The organism is Bacillus sp. FSL E2-0195 (assembly GCF_038003645.1).
Taxonomy (GTDB): Bacteria; Bacillota; Bacilli; order Bacillales; family Bacillaceae_G; genus Bacillus_A; species Bacillus_A mycoides.
Genome location: NZ_JBBOPN010000002.1, coordinates 144,674 through 162,858 on the forward strand (window position 1 = coordinate 144,674; position 18,185 = coordinate 162,858).

An 18,185-nucleotide genomic window follows, 5' to 3' on the forward strand; every position below is an offset into this window, starting at 1 on the left:
TGGGATTGGATGTGATTAGAATGGCATATCCGTTAAAGGGACTGACCTTACATTTACACTCTGCGTTAGCTAACCAAGGTTACTCACAGGGTGTAAATACAATCCCTGTTAATTCTTGGTTTGATTTATCAAGAAAAGGGCATAACGGAAGTTTGATAAATTTTAACTTCTCGCAAGATAAGACTTGGACAGGTATGAATATACCTACGGACCCTTATTCACTTTACTTTAACGGCCTTAACAATCATGTGGTAATCCCTAATCATTTGGAATTACTGCCAACAGACTCAGGTTTTACTTTTGAAACTTGGGTCAAACCAGTTAAGTCAGGTTATATCGCATCTTATGGTGCGGGGAGTGAACGAGGGTTTTCACTTTATTTTGACTTAGATACTCGTGAAATTCGGGTTCAAATAACGACAGAAACCAAGAAAATGTCTTTTGTTTTTGCTGAAGTTAACGTAAAGGCTTGGCAACACATAACTTTACTGTATGATGGAGAACGCTTATGGGGTATGATCAATGCAGCTCCGCAGGGCTTTAGCTTACCTGTATTGGGGGAATATATTAATACAACAGCCCCATTAGTATTAGGTAAATCATCAACAGCAAATAATAGTTATTTTGAAGGGAATATAGCAACGTTTAGAATATATCAAAGGGCACTTAGTTGGGATGAGGTAACGAATAGTTACAATGCAGGTTTTCTTATTACCGACAATAAAAGTGAACTATCTTCTAAGGGATTAGTATTATGGCGTGATGAGATAGCAGCTACCTTAAATGTAAGCATGATGTCTCGAGCAAGAGCGAAATATGAGAAAGCCAAAGTAGATAGTAAAAATCTAAAGGGCTTCATAGATATTATGAAACCTGAAGATATGATAAGTTCTATTATTATTAATCCAAGTATTAGAATAGCCGCTAACTATGAGATTGATAAATTTAGAGAATACGATTTAGATGCTACAATTAGTGTCACACATTTCCAAAAAGATTTAAGAAGTACATTGAATATCAATCCTATCAGTTATATGCGTTCTGAATATAATATGGAGGGTTATGGATCTAACGATTTAAGATTAGAAATTAGAGTATGTACACATAATAATCTATTTTCAAATATATCTATTAACCCTTATGCCAAATTAGTAGGTCATTATGAAATTGATGAGCAATATATTTCAAGTTTACTTTCTGAAGTAAATGTATTGACGTATCCTGCACATTTAAAATCAAACATTATAGTGAATATGAAAGAAATTCATTTGACTGCTAAGTATGAAACGGACAAAGCTTCATATCATGATTTTAAAGGTGCCATTTCTGTAACATATTTTAAAGATTTACCTTCCAATATTGGAGTTAATATAAATGTAGATAGATTAGTAAGGGCTACATACTTTACTGAGCCTTCGTATTATAGTGATCTCTATTCTGAGATTTTTGTAATGGGTACGAATAACTTGGAATCAAGTATACACATCTCTACTAATTCATATGTAAGAGCAACTTATGGAATAGATGGTATTTTCATTAGAGATTTCCCTGCAAATCTTAATGTAAGAGCTGTACAGGAACTTTCCTCTACTATTAACGTAACGACCCGTTCATCCATGAGGGCACAGTATGGTATGTCGGGAATTATCATAGATGATTTGGCTTCAAAAATTACTATTACTAGTCTTTCAGAGCTCGATGGTACCTTAACGGTAGCTGTAAAAGGAATAATGTCTGCCGGCTATGAAATTTCTCCAATCTTTATAGCGGATTTACCTATGGATTTAGGGATTAAAGAGTGGAATGAATTATATGGAGACATGTTCATTAATTTGAAAAACAGTATGATGGCTACCTATGAGATAGCACCTATTTATTTTGAGTGGTTATCATCTGAGTTATCGATTAGAGTAACTGAAAATTTACAATGTAAAATGTTTGTCTCTAAGCCATTCGTATTAAGGGCCAGTTATGGCATGATGGAAAGGCCAAAGTTTAATATGAAACTGTATCCGAATAAGGATGCATTTGTTCGTGAATTTTTCCCGAAATTAAACTATGGTTCAGAAACACAGATGTATATAGGTAGGACTGGATCACCGTTTCCTGAGAAATATCGTTCACTTGTGGGATTTGATATTTCAACCATACCTACAGTAAATACTGAAATAGGTAAAGCTATTTTACGACTGTACTATGATGGGAGAGGACAGGGTTCTCAGTCTGTCCAGGTCACTGAAAGTAATAGTCAATGGAATGAAACAGGTGTAACATGGGCTAACCAACCTCAAGCTGCAATAGATGGATTTTCTGTAACTAGAGTAATAGGTGGAGCAGCTGGATATGTAGAGTTTGATGTAACGCAGTTAGTTAAGCAGTGGCATATGTATGAAAAACCTAACCTTGGTTTCTTAGTGAGAGCAGTAGAAGAGTCCGAAAATTTATCTAGAGGATTTTATACAAAAGAAGCAATCGAGCGAAGACCAGAGTTAGAAGTTACATACTATGATATGCAGATATATTCTGATGATCATGCGTATGTTTCAGCAGAAATCACAATTATTCAGAATAAGGTAAAAGATTTAATTGGTAACATTCTTGTTAGAGATAATAAAGGATTTGATAATCTAGCATCTAGTTTACATGTTCATCAACCTAGGGAGTTAGAATCCCGAATTTGGATTAACCATCCACAAATTATAGGTAGTATTGTATCTAGACAAAAAGATTTTAGTGAAATTCCTGCAAAAATAGCTATTAAAACAATAGGTGCATCTGACCTTGATGGTTATATTCGTGCCAATGAAATAGAAAAACGTTCGAGTATTTATGTTCTTTATAGAAATGATTTGAGCACTAATATTACCGCTCGTGTATGGGGGAACCCTATAGTTAATGGTGGGCAAATAGCCTCTACTATGAGTATTACTGAAAATAATAAAGTCTCTAGTGTTTATGTTCTTTATAGGGATGATCTCATTTCTAATTTTGATATAAGAGTATGGTCTAATGATACTGACTTGCAAAATAATCTGCTCATGGAATTTGAAATCACACGTAGTTTTGAGTTGCCTGGTAGTTTAGATGTTAAAGAGCGAGTGGAATTAGATAGTACAATTGGAATTAGGGTTGAAGAATGTACGGATCAACATTCTGAAATGTACGTTAAGTATAGAGTGGATTTAGAAGGTTATGGTAACATAGGAAATCCTAATTTAAAAACGTACATTAATGTTTGGGAGAAATCTTTATTAAATGGCCATGTAATTGCAAGACAAAATAATGAGAACAATCTTCCTGCGACTATTTATATTCCGCTAGGTGGGTGGGAGGAAATTCCTTCTTCGATTAATCTACGCATGATGTATGATGTTCCAGGTATTGTAACAGTAAACTCAGGTAATTTACAATCGTTTATTACGATTCCTATTAATGCGCAAAAAAATCTGGTTTCCATGTTAAATGCGCGAGTAAGAAGAAGCTCAGATTTAGACAGTATATTTGAAATAAATTCAGGTAACTTCTATTCAGAACTAACTGTAAGAGCTATAGGTCATATAGATTTTAGAGGTTATGTAAGAGTTAAACAAAATACTGAAGATAGGCTTCCGATTAAGGGGTATGTAAGGCCTTGGGTTAACTTGTTCTCTAGCATTACTGCTAGTAAGCCACGGTATAGAGATTTAGCCTCTTCTATTAGAATAAGACAAACTGGTGCAGTGATACTAGAAAACTCTATTATAGTAAGGGTATGGGGTGACTCCTGGCTTGATGGCGGACAACTAGATGGAACAATAGCTATTCGAATATGGGATAACCAGAATCAAGAATCAAGTATTAGTATTAGACGAAGTGCTGAAATCGGATTAAATGGATTTATTCAAGCTAAACAAGTTAGCGATTTACCTTCCAAGATTGCTGCAAGACAAATTGCCTTAGCAGATTTAGCTTGTGAAATAGCTTGCTATGATCATTTTAATTTGTTCGGGAACGCAACCGTCAGAGTATGGGGTGATTCTCAAACAGATGGTGGTTTACTCAATGGCGAGATTACCGTAAGACAGTCTTCGAATAGTAATCTTGTTGGTTTAGTTGAAGTATTTGAACATTACAGTGTCAATTCCACGCTTATTGTAAGACAGAGTGATAAGGCAGATATAAGCAGTACAATTGCAGTAAGACGATCAGCTTCATATGATAAACTTGGAACAGTAGCTGTTAGACAGTCCGATAAAAGTGACTTACAAGCTTACAATTTCTTTGTAAGACAAAGTGATGAATCACAGATATCGGTAACAGCTTTAATTAAACGTGTTAGCAATTTAGAGAGTAGTGTTGAGGTTGTAACGGCATATCCTTACGCTTATATAATGTAAAAGAGAAAAGTAGCCTACCATTTCACTGGGTAGGCTATTTTTTATGATTAAATTCTTATAATTTCTATTGAATAAGATAATAAATTTATAAATATATGAATCCTATAAATTCTTATGATTTTGTTGTAAAATCCAATTTTCATTGTCTAAAGAACTTTCAATGGTTTAATTAAAGTACCTTTTCTTAACGTATTGTATTGTAGATATTGTTTCTCTAAGAAAGGTGTAACCTTTTTATTTTGAGTAATGTTAGAGGGAATATATAAATTTTCTACTTAAATTCTTTAACAGCGTAAATATATCCAATGTAGAAAGTTAGTTTTATGTATACTGACATGAAATTGTTTTAACTTGTTTACGTAAGAAGCTAGATAAGACTCAATGATAGAAAGTGATAACTGCCTTAAGTTATAAGGATAAATGAAATAGGAATACGTTTTATCTCTGACAATACATGGAGATAAAAATTTTGAGTGTACTTCATGTGTAACATCTCTTTACCTTGTAATAATTCACATTAAGTTATGTCTAAGGTGGGAGAATTTCTAAAAGTAGGAGGCTATTATATATGCCTAAACAGGGAAAATACAATCTTGTTGAAATTGGTTTGATCAGTATAGCACTGTGGTGGGCAGTTCTATTGTTATCTCCCATTGCTACATTTAAAAATTCTGTTTACAGTACTATGGAGCAAGTTATGCCGGAACAGTTATGGGGCATGCAATGCTTATTTATATCTTTCTTCTTATTATATGGGGTGGCTACAGATAATAAGATTATTAGAAGTATTGGATTGTTAATTTCTATTGGATTTTGGACATTTGTTTCCGTTTCCTTATGGTTAAGTGATAGTGCTACAACAGGTACAAGTTATTTTGTTTGGGCACTTTTGGCCGCAGGTCTCTATCTTAAGCTGATGAAAGTAGGTGACGGTTAATGAAAGATAGTTTAATTTCTGCAATTGCTTCTGTATTAGGCATGTTTATTACAGGAGGTTTTGGCTACTTAACTTCTAAGAACAAACCAACTTCTAACACCAGTATCGATACAAGTACAAACCGTCATTCTTTATCTGATGACGAAAGACAGTTTCGAATTGAACTCAAAGATATGATGTTAACATATCAAAATCAGGTGAAAGAACTAACTCTAGAGGTTGCTAGATTAACAAAAGCGAATCTTCAATTAGAAGTACAAGTAAGACAATTAACGGCTCGTAATGAGAGTCTGGAAACGCAAGTACATGAATTGACCACTGCGAATAGAGAATTAAAAGAAGAGGTACAAAGGAGACGCAATAGTATTGCGGAATAAGGTGAATCCTGGGAGTTTCATTCAGAATAATTAGTTATATTAAAAACAAGGACTACCTCTATCTGTTTTTATTTTAAATATATTTATTATTCTAAGTAAATGTTAAACCATTAAATATTCTCCTTATAATAATGCAAATCAAGTGTTGCAATACGAGATTGATGTTCTTCGTTTTATTCAGGCATGAGGAGGTCTTGATGTGGGATTTAAGAAAAAATTTGAAATTGAAACGGATTATCTGGATGAAGGATCAACCAAGCGTCCTGGTAATCGCATTTATGTTCAATTTATTGTTGCACATGATATAGAGCATCCAAACTTAACAGCAAGAGAAAGTGTAGATTATTATCAACGTACACAGAATCAATCAAATACTGCGGTACATTTTCTCGTAGATGATAAACAAATTATTGAATGTATACCTGCTGTGACATATGAACCAGAATATGCCTTTCATGTAATTTATGATGTTAATACTAGTAATGCATTATATGATACATGTGCTAATAATTCTGCCATCGGAGTGGAATTATGTTACGGTGAAAAAATTGATAAGATAGATTCGTATAAGCGCTATGTTTGGCTGCATGCTTATATTTGTTATAAGTTCGGACTAAATCCTCGCCGAGATATTATAGGGCATGATGTACTAGATTCTAAGCTGAGAAGTGATCCCACTAAAGGACTAGAATATGTAGGTAAAAGCTTTAATCAATTCATTATGGATGTAGTAGACGAGTATGAAAGTTGTACAAAGGGCACCAATTTGATATCTAAACAGGTGTCAGTCAAAAATGGAAAGTTATATACAATACGTTCAACCGATACGCTTCAGTCTTTAACCACTCAATTTGGTATAAAAGCAGATTGTTTAAAAAAACTAAATCCAGAACTGGACATCCATGCATTGTATGAAGGACAAAGTATTTTAATCGAGACAGGTTCACCACAATTAGGCAAGAATTACATCAACTTAGAACTAGAAGAGTATATGAGAAGCCCTCCTGTTCGACCATATCCAGGGAAGCCTATAAAACGAGGCGATAGGGGACGGAATATAGAGGCGATTCAAAGAACATTAAAAGTGAGTGTTGATGGCATATTTGGTAAGGAAACAGAAGAAAAGGTTAAAGAGTTTCAGTGTAATTCTGGTTTCTTATCTATCGATGGTGTAGTTGGTATGCAAACTTGGTATGCACTATTTTAAATGGGAGGAATAGAAAATGAATGACCTTTTACAGTCAATGCTAGAAAATGGAGCATTGTTAGTGATTTTAGCAATTCTAACAGAATCTCTTACAGAGATTCTAAAAAACATGCTACCTAATAGAACCATTCAAGATCGTTTCACGTATCTGTTATCTATTTTGGTAGGTATTTCTTTAGCATTTGCTTTTAATTTAAACTTCTTTGATTTGAATGGATATGGAAAATATATATCCATTATATCTGCAGGATTATTGGCAAGTAGAGGAGCAAATTATGCGAATGGATTTTTGAAAAAATTTGATATTTTACGTTGAAAAAGGATGGGGTTAAAGTATGGGATATATTGTTGATATTTCAAAATGGAATGATAATATTAATTGGGCTGTGGCGGCGAAAAATGTAGATCTTGCTATTTGTCGTGTGCAATATGGTTCATTGAAACGTGATAAATTGTATAATCAGCATGTGCAAAAATTAGAAGCATATGGGGTCCCGCATGCAGCATATGCTTACGGGTGTTATGTGAGTGTTAATGATGCAATTGTGGAAGCGAAAGATTTTATGGCACGAGTTAGTCCAAATGCTAGATTCTTAGTGTTAGATGTAGAAGACGATACACTCGCAAGTTGTGGACCAAGTAAATTAGCTGCAGCATCTCAAGCATTTATTGATACATGTAAAGCGGCAGGGTGGAAGGTTGGTTTATATGTAAGCCACCATATGTATGAAAAATATGGGTTAAGTAATTTAAAAGCTGATTTTTTATGGGTTCCACGCTACGGCAATAAGCCAAAATATAGTTGTGATTTATGGCAATACGCAGACAATACAACAGGTGGGTATGTATCTGGAATTGGGAATTGTGATGTTAACCGTTTGAATGGTGGCAAATCTCTTAAATGGTTCTTGGGAGAAGAGGAGAACAAAACGGTTTATCGTATCCACCTTGGTGACTTTAATACGTCTGAGTGGAAGGATGTCACAATGAATAGAGTAAAAGAAATTCTACCTGGTTATGGTTTGTGGGAGGAGAATTTAGGAAATGATAATTATCGAATTATCGTAGGAGATTTTAATACTAAATCATGGGTTGATGAAACATTTAATAAATTAAAATTAGCTCTTCCTAACTATGGTATGTGGATTCAAGAAATTTAATAAATAAGCAGATTCTTTACTTTAAAGAATCTGCTTATTTTTATATATAACTAAAATGATTTTTAAGAATTATTTTAGTTAGAATTTTCTGTTATTTTACGTTGTATACTTTCTTAATTAAGTTTTATTGCGAGAAATCATTGCATTCAGATAGGTTTTGATCTAAGCGGCTTATAGCTTGTTGACGAATATAATATAAAACCCGAGAGCTATACTTGCTTATATTGTAACCACATACATCTAATAAATCTTTAAGTTGTTCTATTTTCATTATACAGTTTAATTCGGTCATTTCTTCTGCAATTAGTCCAATTTCACTTTCATATTTGGACAATCGTTTTGACTCAAAGTTGTTATCTAATTTATTCTTTATACGGTTTAAAGCACGATTAACTGTCATTGGATAGACATTTAATTTTTTTGCTATCTGTGAGTTATTGTTACCATCCATAATAAGATTGATCACTTGAGTTTCAAATTCGGATAAATCGGAGTTTTTAAGTAGATTTTCTACATAGATTTTATCCATTACTTTACTTTCATAACCTATTGAGTAATCCTCGGGTTCAAAGCTTTCAAGTGAATTTAAAGAGGTTAATTCTGAAGCGAATCGAAGAACATTTTCAATGCGCTCTACAGTAACATCAAGTAATTTTGCTAATTCTTCAGCTTTTGGGAAATAACCTAGTTCATTTTCAACTTTCTCCATTTGTTTGAGTAGATCCACTGCACTTCGACTTAAGCGTACAAGTCTAGAATCATTATAGAGTAATTGGTTAACTTCCCATATAATTGGCCGATAAATATAAGTAGTAAACTTAATTCCTTTATTAAAATCAAAATCTCTAATTGCTGTAATAACAGCTATATAAGCGTGTTGAAGTAACTCTTCTTCATCCACGTTAAATTTGTTTTTCAGGGATTCAATGCTGCCTTTGTAGTGAGCAATGATTGAGAAGAGAAATTCTTTATTTTCATATAAAAGTTCAGAGAGTAAATCAGGATCCTCTTGGCAAGCTTTCAATAACACATTGTTATGTAAGTCAGGTAAATTATCTTCTCTAAGGTCAATATATCTTTGGGAAGGCACTTTAATTCACCCCAACTCTATTAACGAAGAAAAAACTGTTGGTTAATTTTAAGAAATAAGGTTGATGTAATGAATCAAAGTATGGGCCCCAATTTAAAGTATTTAAATTGAAATATAATGTCTTTAGTAACTTGTTTTTTGTCATTTTTAAATCCTCCTATTTGTTGAATCTGCATACTAACTGTCGTTATGAGAAGTTAATAGGTTGCGACGGAAAAGTAGAATGATCTAAAACGGGAAGAAAATATAGATTTATTAAGTGAACAGATGGAGACTACTTGTAAGTATGGAATTAAAGGTTAGAAAAAACTATTTTTATATTAAATTTTTAAAATCTAACAACTATTATTAGGGATATTTCGATAGCTACTATGAAAAAGGAGGAGTAATGATTCTGTTTTATTCAAACTAAATTTCAGTTAAACAAAACTAAAAGCAAAGAAAAATTTTTAAAGAGTAATAAAGCTGTTAAAAGTTGGATTTTCTTAGGAGGTGAAGAAAGTGGCATTGACTCCGCATGGTTATAGAATATATTGTGATAAAAAATTGGAGGATGTTATTTCTATTTTAGATGAAAACTTAGAAATTAAGATTGATGGAATAGTATACAATGTCATATTAAAGACAGGGGAATATAAAACTTATCATGAGCAATTTGAAAGTGAACTTCCTGAAATGATTACAACTATCTTTCAAGATAATAACATTCCTGTGATTTGTAAATTAGGTGGGGTATATGATTTTTCTAATAATCGTACTGTATTAGTATTTGAGCACATGGATACAAAGAAACATCATGATATTAATTTGATTGGCGGCTCAGCATACGATTTATTAATTGGAAAAGTATTAAATACGGAACCATTTGCAGATGGTACTTATTATAAATTTATGGAGATTCATAGCAATATTTTAGTGGTATACCCTGATATGTCACAAATACTGTCTACAATGTTAACAAGACAGTATGCGAGCTATACTCTTAGTGGAACAGCTATTATTAGAATGAGTATGTTTGAAGAGATAAAAAGTTCTATTTATGTAGCAAGTGCATCGCGATTAGAGGGAAGTATTTCGATTCGCAAATCAAGTAACTCTCATATTAAAGGAACTATATCAATACCTATAGATGCTTCTCATGATATTGGCTCGTTCTTAATTATTAGGAAATAAGTTCGCAACATTCTAGTAAAGTAAAACGACTATAAATATATAACTGTATGGGATAAATTCCATATCAAACTAATTAACCTATTGAAGCTTTAGAGTAAGATCAGGTGTAGATGAAAGATTATAATCTAGGGGGTATTTAAATATGAAAATAAATAAATTTAACGTTTCTGCAGTCTTTTATTTTAAAAGTGGAAATTCAAAGAAAGTTGATTGGCTGGAGGATAAATTAGTAAAAAAGTTAAAGAGTGAGACACAAGAATTAACTGAAGGTCTTAGCTTAGAGGAAGCAGATGTTTTTTTTCAAAGTAAGTTTAAGGAATGGCAGGAAAATGGTATTACTATTATCCGAAAAAATGCTAAAGGTGAAAATTCTATCATATCCTTTGCAGAAGTTGAATATATGACCATGTTAGTTAGCTTAGCTAAAGATATCTCTCTAGATACAACTGAGTTGAATGAAGATGTTTCTAAAGCAACAAGAAGTATTCAAGGACATCCTGCATTTAAAAAATAACAATGAACAAGGCAGCATCAGTGAACTACTCGCCACTTAGCAAAGCTTGAAGTGGGAGCTTCTCAGTTCCACGACGAAAGTACCCTTTCGTCTCCCTGAGCGTTACTTCGGGGTGTTCCACCCCTAGATGTCCAACGCTTGGACGCTCTTTTGGTACGGTTGATATTTTACGCAGGAACCGAATGGCTTGGTTTTCGCACTCTATTTTCTTCCTGCAACCTCATATATCAAGTTATCAAAGAACTTCATATAGCTAGTTTATCAAAAGTTTCTGGCTATGCCAAACCGAAATTCATCTCCCACCTACCGTTGGGCTACGCCCTTCACACGCTTGAGGAAGGAGAATTCTTTCGGGGAATTAGTTGAAAAATTACTTTATAGATTTGAATATAAAGAGTTTTTCTTTTGCGAAGTTAAACGATATGACTATACAAAAGGCTAGAATTATTCTACAAAAAATTAAATAAAAAATTTTGTAAATCCTTATAATGAATGCGATACAAGAGGGAGGAGGATGAAATATGAGGGCAAAAGAAATTATAACGAAGTTAGGCACTTTAGAGCAAAAGAGAGATGAGGTAAGTTCTGCATTAATTGAGACTTCCTATAGAGAAGCCAAGTTAGTTTTGGAGGACTCTCTAAAGAAGTACCAGAAGAAAGTTGATGCTTTTCTTAATACAGAATTCGAGCCTTTATCATCAACAGCTTTTCTAATGGTTTCCCACAAGAATTTAAATCTCAACACGGGTGATCAAGTTCAGTTGAATGTAGAAGCCTTAACTAGTGATGGGATTACAAGGAATGTTACTGCTGAACTTCGTCCGGCAATGTTATTTAAAGATATAGATAATTTATATAATAATAAAGGTTTAATTACAACGGTAGACATTAGTAATTATAAATACGAAGAACGAACAGTTGAAATTGTAAAGACTACCAATGGTTTTGGTGTGGGTGATGATAGAGAAACACAAGGATTACAGGTTATAGCAACGAATAAACGAAATGAATATCGAATTGTAAATTTAAATGGTGACTATTTAGGGATTACCTTCCAAACAGATGGTAAAGAAGAAGTTGGTGATAACTGGTTAATTTATGTATATTGGGCGAGTACAGGCACTACTTATTCTGTCAAAGATAAATATATAGCAAAGGTGAGCCCTGAAGGAATTGTAACAGGCCTTAGTGGAGGAACTACAGATATAGTCATTACAAATGGGGTGCATGAAGTATTTTTACCAATTACAGTCGTAGGAAATGAAGCCCCTGAACCACCAGCTATTACTTCTATGGATAATATGGGAAGTGGAGTAGAAGTTAGATTTGATTATAGTACGTCACCTGATAGTGAGACTTATAACATTTTTGTAAATGGTGTATTAGTTTTAACAGGTGTTGAGCATTCACCTGCTAAATTAGATCATAACATTTTTAATGATAAAGTATCTGTAATTGAAATGACGGCAATTAATTTAGAGGGTAAAGAGTCTGAAAAATCTAATGCATTTCAATATAAACCATTAGATGAATTACCGAATACTTAAGATTTTTTAATGTGAATGTAAAAACATAGTACATTATTTTTCATAAGGAAGTACGTATTATAGCAAATTTAATATTTAAATTAGATATAGAAAAAACTCGCAACTAAATTGATATATATATCGACTACTATAATACCAGTACGAAATAGGAGAGGTAAACGATATGGAATTATCTAAGAAAATTAGTCGATTAGTACAGTTAATTCAAAGTGGCGAAAATTTGTCCATTAGTATCGACATTAATTCCGGACTTGCTAGAATTTGTGACATGGATTTTTCTATGGAAGAACAAAACAAAATTATTCATGGTCATATTGATAACACATGGTTAGTCCAATGGTTTAATTACTTGCAAAAGGCAATAAAAAAAGAATTAGATCAAGGTGAAAATAATGCTTTGAAACATGTAGATTTGCTTGAGGTACAACAGTTGCAAGTAAGAGATAACAATGAGGAAAAAAGTCAATTGAATAAAAAGGCTAAGAATGCTTCTGAATCAAATTCTAATAATGAAGCAGATATGAGTAGAAATCTTTATATTGCGGAGCTGGAAAAGAACTATCGTAATATGGAGAATCGGCTTAAAAAAGCAGAAGATTATGTGAAATATTTAGTGAAACAACTAAATGTAAAAAATGTAACGGAGCAAAACTTACAGTATCCATTACATTTTTCTAATAGTAGCAACAAAATAGAAAATGCAATGAAAGTTAAGAATAAAGAGATTCAAAATGTTATTGATGCAATGAAAGATATTGAGGTACCTTATGGATCGTTTATAAATCATCAAATTAACGAAGTGATTATAATTAAAATTCATAATGATTCAGGGATTAATTATATTGTATCAGGGGACTATGATTCAGCAATTTTAGTGTAGTTAATAAATGAGATTTAGAGGGTATGATTTTAAGGTTGGTGATAATTTAATATGCTATTAAATACATTTACAACGGATCAGTGGAAAAAGCATAGAGAAAACCTCGCTAGTAAGTTAAAGGAGATACATATCGAACATTCCATTAAACGAATGGTAAGATATGATTCCACTTCACTTGGTTTACAAGATTACCATCTTTCTTTGGTATTTGATACTGAAAAAGAACGTCTCTATATTTGCAATAAAGCATCTAAAAGAATGATTGAAAGTACTTCTATAAGACGTTTGCAGGAAATAGAAAGGGTTTTAGTAAATTGGTTAAAAGAAATGAAGGAAATCATTAAATAAATTTATATGAGGATTATGTTTAGGTTGAGGAGATATGGATAATAAAAAAGTTAAAATCTATAGATATTATAAGGGTGGAATTTATCTCGTTACTGGTAAGGGAAAACAAACAGGAACGGATGAAGAAATGGTAATTTATGAAGATGCTAAAGGAAATACTTGGATTGAACCTCAGAGTACTTTTATGGCGGATATTGAGGTATGCGGAGTAAAAGTTCCCCGCTTTGAGCATTTAGGTAATTTCTATAAAAGTAATTAAGGAGAGGGTTAATTTGTTAGGCAAGCGAAAATATATGGTTTCTGGTCATGATACAGAAGGAAAATATGTAGAAAAAGAAGTTTGGGCTAGTTCTGCTCGTAATGCATTAAATATTTCTCAAGAGTGGAATGACGGTAATGCATATACAGTAGCTCGTAAGGTGGGGTGCGGCTGTGGTGGAAATTAAGTAGATATAAATTTATGCAAATATATAATTATTTTATATTGATATACGGTATAAAGGATTTATTGGCTTTCTTCCTTATAAATACTTTACAGGAGGTAGGAATAAAATGTTTGAAATTAATACAGTTGAAGAATTTAAAGAAAAGATAGTAGAAGGGTTTGTTTTAGTTTATTTTTATACTACTTGGTGTGGCCCCTGTAAAATGATTACACAGGATATTAAGGAATTGTCAAAAGAAATTGACGATATTAAATTTATTCAAGTTAACGCTGATCAATTTTTAGATATCACTAAATTGTGTGAAGTTAGTACGATTCCAACGCTCCTGTTTATGAAAGATGGTAAAAATATTGAAAAGAAAGTTGGATTTACTCCTAAGCAAGAAATTCAGGAGTTTATTGAGGCTAGTAAATTAGCAAGCCAAATGGAGGCTGAAGAAGAAGTATTAGAAAAAGATGCTTAAATGAGAAAAAACTTGAAAAGGTAATACCACAAAGGTGTGTCATTTGACACACCTTTTCCTATAATGGGCTTACTATATTTGGTTAGGAGGTTACAATCGAAATGCCTAAACTTAAAAGTATTATGAGATATGTTAAAGAAATAGATAAAATGATTAAAGATTTGCGTAAGGGTATGGCACATAGCCATCCATATTCAGTAGATGCTTTACGGCAATATGTAGATGAATTAGAAGCTATACGTGAAGTCATCATGGAATCAGGACTTGAATCTGGTGAAAATTTGGATACATTAATGTATAAAATCAGGGAATGTATAAGAGAGTGCGTGAGACCTTCTTATGCACGAAAACCACAAGTTTTACCTTATCCAAAACCGGATCCGTGGGTACCACCTGTTACAGTCACAGGGGTTAATATTATTTTCGTTGTGGATATTTCTGAATCCATGTTTGAAGGAGGGGGCCTTGAACCTGGAGGTCGTGTTAGAAACTTATTAGTTGCCACAGCAAATGAAATAGAACGCTATGCTAAAGCTGCTAAAATCCCATGTAAAGTATCATTAGTGGCCTATGCTGATCCTACAGACACAGCAGGAAAGAATAGACCGAACTTTTGGAGAATTCTACTGAATAAAAGTGTAGATGTACAAGGATTAGCACAAGCATTTTCTGATATTGGTACGCTAACATTTAAGCGAGGATCGGATTTCCCTGAATCTGGTATGTCTGCAATTTATCATTCGATTGATCAAGTGATAGATAAAAGTGTAATAAATGGTAAACCTGTAGAGAATTCTCTTATTCTTGTATCAGATGATAGACAAAAGTTAGAGGGCAGTAGTGAACCTTCACATCGCCTGTATAAAGAAGTTACATACGATCAGGTTGATGGGAAGCTAAATAGCCTTAAAGTATTTAATCGTTATGCATTAGTGCCTATGAAAACTATATATACAGTTCTTCCTGGAAGAAACGGACCTGGGAAAATAGGGCCAGGGAATTGGAATAGTCCTATCATTCCTTTCTTTAGACAGTGTAGAGAGTACTTCCATGTAAGTACTTTAAAAGATGTAAGCGATTGGATCACTTGGACATTAGATCCTACTAAGGCTCCGAAAAAAAAGTGAGGAGGAAGTGATAATGACAATTAGATTTGGAGATTTGTATGAGGAGATTTTAGCTATTGAAGATGCTATGCAGCGTATGAGAGATGATATAGCTAGTTCAGATTGTTCCTCTATTACAAAATGTCGTTTGGAAATAGAATTAGAGATGCTTGAACAAAAATTATATGAATTAGAACGTACAAATATAGATTTTGAATTATTAAACTTTGTTACGATTATAGAATCTATTGAAAGATGCTTTAATTGTATTGATATTCCAGGTGAATTATCTCATGATATAGCTCCTGCACCATATGATACAGCAAGCAATTGCGGGGGTAAAAAGAGACAATTATCACTTAAAGATATTGAATTAATTAAAGTATTTGAGATGAGTACTAGAAAGCCTGACAAACGACCAAATACATTTGAATTTGTTAAGAGTGCAATGCCGTATAAAATTCTCACAATTGCATCAGAGAAGTATATTGTAACGTATGACTCGTTACGTAATGGTATTGCGGTTAAAGGATTTAATAGGCAAATAGGGGAGTCAGTAACGAACTTTGGAAATATTTCTAGAATTGATGTGAAATTAAATGATTCGGCACGGCAAAAATATGGTGTAGAATGGGTAACCGCATGTAAGGTTTTATTAACAACACCTACACCAATGGTTAGTCTGGCACCATTGTCGTTAGCTATTGATGGTAACCCAAGTACTATGCCTAGGGTTGAATATACAGATGAGGCAGAAGTTGAAATGGTATTTCAATTTTTTGTATAGATAATTAGAAACTGAAGATAAATAAAAAAACGTACAGAAGTGTACGTTTTTTTATTTATCTTTTTATCTCGTTTAATCAAGGCGGAAATTATAATGTTTAATTTTCAAGTCATTTTTTATTTAATGTACCTAAAACGTTGAATTAAGGAAGTCGTTTATTTTCTCTTCAAATTGTTGATGAAATAATCTGTTGAAATCTAAATCACTATTAGAGTACTCTCTAATTTCTTCGATTGAAAATGTACCACCCCAATATGGAGAGGTATGAATATCAGAATGAAATGTCACTCCTAAATGTGTAGAAGGAATGGCATTTAGCATGATGTTTGAAATCTCTTTTAAAACGTCTTGGGAAATATCTTGTGGTACATCAAAGATTAATTCATCATGTATTTGTAATACGATGTGTATATCATGATCTTCAAGTATAGATTTGTAATCCTCCTGTAGCCATTCAACTCTATCTAAGCATTTTGTGCCATCTGAGCGAGTGGGATAAAATAAATTCACCATAGCTTTTTTAACTTGTGTCGCAGAAGTTCCTTGTATTTTAAAGTTACAACTTTGCCGTTTTATTTTATCTAATCTCCAATCTGAATTTTTGTTCTTAAAGGTGGAGGAAGAGGTAGCATTTAAAATCGCTTCTTTAAAACGTCTTTTTCTACCAAACAAATCTTTTACATAACCATTAGTTAAAACTTCTCTATGTGTTTCAGCTTCCCATCTTAAAAATTTTGGTAATTGATTTTTAAATTGATTAATTAAGGAGGTCGCTGCTACTTTTGTAATATTTAATCGATCAGATAAACCGATTTCTGTTATACCATATAAGGTCACTTAAACCCCTTAGTTTCCTAAGGGAGTGGACTATACCTTAGCAATTATTTTAAATTGCTTCTCACATTAAGCGAACTCGTTAGATTGGTTGTTTATACAACCGCGGAACGCTATAAGTCTCTGCACCTGCCATTCACATGAACGCTTTGGCACAGGATTACCATATGCTTATACACTTAGGTTTCCCTGTTTTGAGTGAGATTTTAATTCGGCAATCCATTTACCGAATACTATGCTTTTCATTTCCTTTCTAAGCGATTCAAAAGCATTCGCTAGAGAAGGAATGGTATTACTGTTTAGTTCTTTCATATTATATGTTTTCAAGATATATAGACATTCTGGGGTATTTGACCAGATATTTATAATCTGTTGTATATGATGTCTGGTCTCTTTTATTGTCTCTCTTTTATAATTTCGGATATCTTCAAACAAGTTATAATTAAACCCCTTAATTTGGCAAGTGATTTGACTATGTACATCTAAACCGTTCTTAAAGGCTTCCATTAGAACAGGTTCTTGTGTAACGATTGCGAGCCAGCGTAATTCTTGTTGTATATATACCGCCATTTTCATGGTATTTGAACACTTCTTAAAGAAGTCGGATTAGACTATACCTTCTGTTGCATTCCTGCAAATAATGGGCAAATTTTGTGACCACTAAGCCCATAGCCTACCGTATAAATAAGTTCGATTGATTTATCAATTCTGGTTGATAGACGACTCATTATTTTGTTAACTATGAATCGAGATGATAATTAACAAGTAGTCGTTGCACTTCTTGTCACTAGAAGCACAGGATTCACTCCACCATTACATGAGGGCGTTCCCTGTTTTGAGTAGGTTTAGATTAACGACTTCAGCCAACGTTTTGTAAACTGAAGTCAATACTAGTGAATAATCTACCTTCTTCTGCTCTAAAGGCCATACGTATAAAATC

19 protein-coding genes are annotated in these 18,185 nt (G+C 33.0%); 16 read left to right on the forward strand and 3 right to left on the reverse strand.

The genetic code is table 11. The annotated features are described in order from the left end of the window. The first annotated feature begins 20 nt into the window (after positions 1–20). The 6 genes from MHH59_RS28110 to MHH59_RS28135 all read left to right on the forward strand — a co-directional run bounded on the left by MHH59_RS28110 (position 21) and on the right by MHH59_RS28135 (position 8,057). Entirely contained in the window at positions 21–4,376 is a 4,356-nt protein-coding gene (locus tag MHH59_RS28110; protein WP_340853291.1) for a DNRLRE domain-containing protein, read from the forward strand. A gap of 568 nt (positions 4,377–4,944) precedes the next feature. Then, positions 4,945–5,313 carry a hypothetical protein gene (locus MHH59_RS28115; RefSeq protein ID WP_340853294.1) on the forward strand — a complete coding sequence of 123 codons (369 nt, stop codon included), beginning with the start codon at positions 4,945–4,947 and terminating at the stop codon, positions 5,311–5,313. Next, the gene (locus MHH59_RS28120) at positions 5,313–5,690 is read left to right on the forward strand and encodes a hypothetical protein (protein ID WP_000655295.1); all 378 of its coding nucleotides are present in this window, start codon (positions 5,313–5,315) and stop codon (positions 5,688–5,690) included. Before MHH59_RS28115 ends, MHH59_RS28120 begins: the two co-directional genes overlap by 1 nt. 199 nt (positions 5,691–5,889) lie before the next feature. Continuing rightward, positions 5,890–6,897: an N-acetylmuramoyl-L-alanine amidase gene (locus tag MHH59_RS28125; RefSeq protein WP_340853298.1), complete on the forward strand. Its 1,008-nt coding sequence runs from the start codon at positions 5,890–5,892 to the stop codon at positions 6,895–6,897. 16 nt (positions 6,898–6,913) lie between these two features. Continuing rightward, positions 6,914–7,213 carry a hypothetical protein gene (locus tag MHH59_RS28130; RefSeq protein WP_340853299.1) on the forward strand — a complete coding sequence of 100 codons (300 nt, stop codon included), beginning with the start codon at positions 6,914–6,916 and terminating at the stop codon, positions 7,211–7,213. A 19-nt stretch (positions 7,214–7,232) separates the two neighbouring features. Continuing rightward, complete coding sequence (locus MHH59_RS28135) at positions 7,233–8,057, forward strand: GH25 family lysozyme (protein WP_340853301.1); 825 nt, start codon at positions 7,233–7,235, stop codon at positions 8,055–8,057. Between the two features lie 124 nt (positions 8,058–8,181). Here MHH59_RS28135 and MHH59_RS28140 read toward each other — a convergent pair whose 3' ends face one another. Beyond that, entirely contained in the window at positions 8,182–9,147 is a 966-nt protein-coding gene (locus MHH59_RS28140) for a sigma-70 family RNA polymerase sigma factor (RefSeq protein WP_340853304.1), read from the reverse strand. A gap of 501 nt (positions 9,148–9,648) precedes the next feature. On the opposite strand from MHH59_RS28140, the gene MHH59_RS28145 reads away from it, so the two are divergent. From MHH59_RS28145 to MHH59_RS28190, 10 genes are all read left to right on the forward strand, one after another. Next, entirely contained in the window at positions 9,649–10,320 is a 672-nt protein-coding gene (locus tag MHH59_RS28145; RefSeq protein WP_340853306.1) for a hypothetical protein, read from the forward strand. A 142-nt stretch (positions 10,321–10,462) separates the two neighbouring features. Then, positions 10,463–10,834, forward strand: coding sequence for a hypothetical protein (locus MHH59_RS28150; protein WP_340853309.1), 372 nt, complete (start codon positions 10,463–10,465; stop codon positions 10,832–10,834). A 521-nt stretch (positions 10,835–11,355) separates the two neighbouring features. Then, positions 11,356–12,381, forward strand: a complete 1,026-nt coding sequence (locus MHH59_RS28155) for a hypothetical protein (RefSeq protein ID WP_340853311.1) — start codon at positions 11,356–11,358, stop codon at positions 12,379–12,381. 163 nt (positions 12,382–12,544) lie between these two features. Next, a complete protein-coding gene (locus MHH59_RS28160) occupies positions 12,545–13,261 on the forward strand; it encodes a hypothetical protein (RefSeq protein ID WP_340853313.1) in 717 nt (238 codons plus the stop codon). Positions 13,262–13,312: 51 nt separating this feature from the next. After that, positions 13,313–13,609: a hypothetical protein gene (locus MHH59_RS28165; RefSeq protein WP_340853316.1), complete on the forward strand. Its 297-nt coding sequence runs from the start codon at positions 13,313–13,315 to the stop codon at positions 13,607–13,609. A gap of 34 nt (positions 13,610–13,643) precedes the next feature. Beyond that, positions 13,644–13,868: a DUF1653 domain-containing protein gene (locus MHH59_RS28170; RefSeq protein ID WP_000369000.1), complete on the forward strand. Its 225-nt coding sequence runs from the start codon at positions 13,644–13,646 to the stop codon at positions 13,866–13,868. Between the two features lie 13 nt (positions 13,869–13,881). Continuing rightward, positions 13,882–14,055, forward strand: coding sequence for a hypothetical protein (locus tag MHH59_RS28175; RefSeq protein WP_340853320.1), 174 nt, complete (start codon positions 13,882–13,884; stop codon positions 14,053–14,055). 106 nt (positions 14,056–14,161) lie between these two features. Next, the gene (locus MHH59_RS28180; RefSeq protein WP_086419602.1) at positions 14,162–14,518 is read left to right on the forward strand and encodes a thioredoxin family protein; all 357 of its coding nucleotides are present in this window, start codon (positions 14,162–14,164) and stop codon (positions 14,516–14,518) included. Positions 14,519–14,619: 101 nt separating this feature from the next. Then, on the forward strand, positions 14,620–15,645 hold the full coding sequence (locus MHH59_RS28185; RefSeq protein ID WP_340853323.1) for a hypothetical protein: 1,026 nt from the start codon (positions 14,620–14,622) through the stop codon (positions 15,643–15,645). A gap of 13 nt (positions 15,646–15,658) precedes the next feature. Beyond that, the gene (locus MHH59_RS28190; protein ID WP_340853325.1) at positions 15,659–16,411 is read left to right on the forward strand and encodes a hypothetical protein; all 753 of its coding nucleotides are present in this window, start codon (positions 15,659–15,661) and stop codon (positions 16,409–16,411) included. A 129-nt stretch (positions 16,412–16,540) separates the two neighbouring features. Here the strand turns inward: MHH59_RS28190 and MHH59_RS28195 are convergent, their stop codons facing one another. Beyond that, positions 16,541–17,248, reverse strand: a complete 708-nt coding sequence (locus MHH59_RS28195; RefSeq protein ID WP_340853328.1) for a DNA polymerase — start codon at positions 17,246–17,248, stop codon at positions 16,541–16,543. Between the two features lie 168 nt (positions 17,249–17,416). Next, on the reverse strand, positions 17,417–17,821 hold the full coding sequence (locus MHH59_RS28200) for a DNA polymerase I (RefSeq protein WP_340853331.1): 405 nt from the start codon (positions 17,819–17,821) through the stop codon (positions 17,417–17,419). Positions 17,822–18,185: the final 364 nt, after the last annotated feature.

Excerpts from the sequence above, each read along its gene's own strand:
- MHH59_RS28110 (WP_340853291.1), top strand. The coding sequence starts at position 21 with ATGGCATATCCGTTAAAGGGACTGACCTTACATTTACACTCTGCGTTA.
- MHH59_RS28115 (WP_340853294.1), top strand. The coding sequence starts at position 4,945 with ATGCCTAAACAGGGAAAATACAATCTTGTTGAAATTGGTTTGATCAGT.
- MHH59_RS28120 (WP_000655295.1), top strand. The coding sequence starts at position 5,313 with ATGAAAGATAGTTTAATTTCTGCAATTGCTTCTGTATTAGGCATGTTT.
- MHH59_RS28130 (WP_340853299.1), top strand. The coding sequence starts at position 6,914 with ATGAATGACCTTTTACAGTCAATGCTAGAAAATGGAGCATTGTTAGTG.
- MHH59_RS28135 (WP_340853301.1), top strand. The coding sequence starts at position 7,233 with ATGGGATATATTGTTGATATTTCAAAATGGAATGATAATATTAATTGG.
- MHH59_RS28150 (WP_340853309.1), top strand. The coding sequence starts at position 10,463 with ATGAAAATAAATAAATTTAACGTTTCTGCAGTCTTTTATTTTAAAAGT.
- MHH59_RS28155 (WP_340853311.1), top strand. The coding sequence starts at position 11,356 with ATGAGGGCAAAAGAAATTATAACGAAGTTAGGCACTTTAGAGCAAAAG.
- MHH59_RS28160 (WP_340853313.1), top strand. The coding sequence starts at position 12,545 with ATGGAATTATCTAAGAAAATTAGTCGATTAGTACAGTTAATTCAAAGT.
- MHH59_RS28165 (WP_340853316.1), top strand. The coding sequence starts at position 13,313 with ATGCTATTAAATACATTTACAACGGATCAGTGGAAAAAGCATAGAGAA.
- MHH59_RS28170 (WP_000369000.1), top strand. The coding sequence starts at position 13,644 with ATGGATAATAAAAAAGTTAAAATCTATAGATATTATAAGGGTGGAATT.
- MHH59_RS28180 (WP_086419602.1), top strand. The coding sequence starts at position 14,162 with ATGTTTGAAATTAATACAGTTGAAGAATTTAAAGAAAAGATAGTAGAA.
- MHH59_RS28185 (WP_340853323.1), top strand. The coding sequence starts at position 14,620 with ATGCCTAAACTTAAAAGTATTATGAGATATGTTAAAGAAATAGATAAA.
- MHH59_RS28190 (WP_340853325.1), top strand. The coding sequence starts at position 15,659 with ATGACAATTAGATTTGGAGATTTGTATGAGGAGATTTTAGCTATTGAA.
- MHH59_RS28200 (WP_340853331.1), bottom strand. The coding sequence starts at position 17,821 with ATGAAAATGGCGGTATATATACAACAAGAATTACGCTGGCTCGCAATC.